The following is a 3,077-nucleotide window of genomic DNA, read 5'->3' as shown; positions in this document are numbered from 1 at the left end:
TCGTTTGGTGTTGGGCCGGCTAGTCGTGGCCGAATGCGTTGTGCAGCGGCGGGAGGTCGCCGAGGGTGATCTCGATGACGTCGCCGGGAACGAGGTACCGTTTGCTGACGAACCCGACACCTGCGGGCGTACCGGTGGAGATGACGTCGCCGGGGCGAAGTTCGATGTTGGCGGTGATTGTTTCGATCAACGTCGGCACGTCGAATATGAGGTCGCCGAGGGTGGCCTGCTGTCGCAGTTCGCCGTTGACCGATGTGGTCACTGTGAGGTCGGCGTGCTGAGCGCCGGTCAAGATTCCGGGTCCGAGTGGCTTGAATCCTGGGAAGCGTTTGGAGGACAAGACGCGGTCCATGTCGTTCTGCGCGGCGCCGGCTTTCTGTACATCGCGCGCGCTCACGTCGTTGACCGGTGTCAACCCTGCCACGTAGGACCAGGCGTCGGCCGCGGCGACCTGGTGGGCAGGTCGAGATATGACCACCCCGATTTCACCTTCGTAGTCCACTTGACTCGGGGCCGACGGTGGTGCCGGAATGACGTCACCGCTGGCGATCACTGCGTGGCCCCCGATCGGGAAGAACATCGGGGCACCAGGTACCGGCTGTCCGGTTTCGTCGGCGTGGGAGCGGTAGTTGAGTCCGACGAGCACGATGTTGGCCGGTAGTACCGGTGCCCTGACCGACAGTGACTCCAGAGTCACCGACGGTCCGGCCGGGTAGTCGGCCAGTTGGTCCCATTGTCCCCTAGCCAGCACGTCGTCGAGACTGACCAGGTCGGCCAGCAGTGTCGCGCCACGGTCATCGACGCGCACGACGCCCTCGGTCGTGGTGAAAACCTGCATCAAGACACCTCACTGGGTAGATCGGCGACGGACGGGCGGGTCGCGGGTGCGTTGAGGTCGATGATGGTGCTCACCTGGCGCAGGCGAAGCAGCAGAGCGCCGGTGTCGTCGCGCACCCAGGTGTCGCAGAAGTCGGCGACCGTGACGCTGTATGCACCTGTCGCGTGCTCGGTTCGGTGCGACACGATGACGAAGTCGACTTGGAAGGACTGCTGATCGTGGGCCGTGACGCGGAAGTTCGCGGGCACGTGGCGTGAGGTGTAGCCGGCCTGGTCGCGAGCGGCCATCAGGTGGTCGTACTGCGGTCGGCCGACTCGCTGCCCCGCGCTGGTGATGGCGAAATCGGCGGTCAGTTGGCTCAGTGAATCGACGGCACGGCCGTGGTCGACGGCCGTGAAACCTTCCAGCACGACTTGTTCGAGCTGAGTACGCAGATCCAGTGGAACGGTCACCCAACCAGTATTACCGCTATTAACTCGGACGTGCAAGTCACTTGCGCTATCATTCTCCCACCGTGCAGACTTGACGATCCAAGCCACCGCCAACCGAGCAAGGAGAGGTCACCATGCCCGTCCCCTCAATCCCGACGCTGCACCTGCTCGAGCTGCGCCGGACCATACGGGCCGTCGCGGGCCCGGAGCCTGCACGCCGACACATGACGGAGCGGAGCCTCGGGTCGCCACGAGACCCGTCGTTGAAGTAAGGGATTCGGAATCGTGGTGCCTTACTGTGGATCTGCCTCCTCTCGGGCCATCTGAACCTTAGCGACCGATAGGCGGACGCGAGCGCACAATATATACAAGTGACTGGTATTATCATGTCGCACGCGTAATACTGTGTAGGACCGCGGCGCCGGGATCAACCGGAGCGCACGCCCCGTTTACATCCTAGTTGGGAGCTCCCATGGCTAAGTGGACCACATCCGACATTCCGGACCAGACCGGCCGCACCGCCGTCGTCACCGGCGCCAACACCGGCCTCGGCTTTCATACGGCCGCGGCGCTCGCGGCGCACGGCGCGCACGTCGTGCTCGCCGTTCGCAACCTCGACAAAGGCAAGGACGCCGTCCAGAAGATCACCGCGGACAGCCCCGGCGCCACCGTGACGCTGCAGGAGCTGGACCTGGCCTCGCTGAACTCCGTCCGGGCCGCCGCCGACGAGCTGCGGTCCAAGCACGACGCCATCGACCTCCTGATCAACAACGCCGGCGTGTACACGCCGAAGTCGATTACCAAGGACGGCTTCGAGCTGCAGTTCGGCACCAATCACCTCGGCCACTTCGCGCTGACCGGCCTGCTGCTGAATCACCTGCTCCCGGCGCCCGGTTCGCGGGTCGTGACCGTCAGCAGCATCGGGCACCGCGTCCAGGCCGCCATCCACTTCGACGACTTGCAGTGGGAGCGCAGCTACAGCCGGGCGGGCGCCTACGGACAGGCCAAGCTGGCCAACATGCTGTTCACCTACGAACTGCAACGCCGGCTGGTCCCGCGCGGGACGACAATCGCCGTCGCCGCGCACCCCGGCATCTCGAACACCGAACTCATGCGAAACATGCCCCCTCCGCTGCGGGTGGCGACCGCAGCCATCGCGCCGCTGTTCCAGGGCGCGGACATGGGCGCACTACCGACACTGCGGGCCGCCACCGACCCGGGCGTGCTCGGCGGTCAGTACTTCGGGCCCGACGGCCTCGGCGGGGTGCGCGGCTATCCGAAGGTGGTGCCGTCCAGCGACCAGTCGCACGACGCGACCCTGCAGCGACGGCTGTGGGAGGTGTCAGAAGAACTGACCGGAGTGGTGTATCCGGTCGACGTGACCGCTAGATTTCGGTCAAATGCAGCAAACTAGGTTGACCAATCGGCTGTCGGAAACGAAAAAGGTTCTAACCGAGCCCAAGGATGCAGGGCAGTCATGACCACCTCGGTGAACATCGACGCGATCATGAATCAGCCAGGGCGGGTCCGGGCTTTGCGCCGCGTCGCGGAGACGGTCGCCGATCGGGTCGGACCGCTCGTCGACCTCCACCGGCCGTATGTCGACGGGATCGAGAACCTGCCCCGCGATGGGCGATTCCTGTTGGTGGGCAACCACACCCAGGGGGGTGCCGAGGCCTTATTGATCCCGTATCTGGTGCGGCGCGCGATCGGCACCCGGGTGCGGCCCCTTGCTGACCGTGGCATGGGCCGGATGCGCGGCCCGGCCGCTGACTTGTTCGCCGCCTGCGGGGTTGTCGTCGGGGCGC

Annotated in this window: 4 protein-coding genes and 1 pseudogene; 3 read left to right on the top strand and 2 right to left on the bottom strand. The window is 65.5% G+C overall.

Features of this window, described 5'->3' with window-relative positions:
• Positions 1-19: 19 nt before the first annotated feature.
• Together QOC69_RS05125 and QOC69_RS05120 are read right to left on the bottom strand one after the other, a co-directional pair.
• The gene (locus QOC69_RS05125) at positions 20-838 is read right to left on the bottom strand and encodes a fumarylacetoacetate hydrolase family protein (protein WP_526437029.1); all 819 of its coding nucleotides are present in this window, start codon (positions 836-838) and stop codon (positions 20-22) included.
• Positions 838-1,290, bottom strand: a complete 453-nt coding sequence (locus tag QOC69_RS05120) for a hypothetical protein (RefSeq protein ID WP_526437027.1) — start codon at positions 1,288-1,290, stop codon at positions 838-840. Before QOC69_RS05120 ends, QOC69_RS05125 begins: the two co-directional genes overlap by 1 nt.
• A gap of 113 nt (positions 1,291-1,403) precedes the next feature.
• On the opposite strand from QOC69_RS05120, the gene QOC69_RS05115 reads away from it, so the two are divergent.
• The 3 genes and pseudogenes from QOC69_RS05115 to QOC69_RS05105 form a co-directional block, all read left to right on the top strand.
• Positions 1,404-1,541 (top strand): hypothetical protein, encoded by a 138-nt coding sequence (locus QOC69_RS05115; RefSeq protein ID WP_526437025.1) that lies wholly within the window; start codon positions 1,404-1,406, stop codon positions 1,539-1,541.
• Positions 1,542-1,741: 200 nt separating this feature from the next.
• Positions 1,742-2,683 carry an oxidoreductase gene (locus QOC69_RS05110; RefSeq protein WP_526437023.1) on the top strand — a complete coding sequence of 314 codons (942 nt, stop codon included), beginning with the start codon at positions 1,742-1,744 and terminating at the stop codon, positions 2,681-2,683.
• 63 nt (positions 2,684-2,746) lie between these two features.
• A pseudogene (locus tag QOC69_RS05105) lies at positions 2,747-3,077 on the top strand (glycerol acyltransferase); the annotation flags it as partial.

It is taken from the genome of Mycobacterium sp. (assembly GCF_032162105.1).
Taxonomy (GTDB): Bacteria; Actinomycetota; Actinomycetes; order Mycobacteriales; family Mycobacteriaceae; genus Mycobacterium.
Note: the sequence above shows the minus strand (reverse complement) of the source record. Positions and strands in the feature narration are given on the sequence as shown.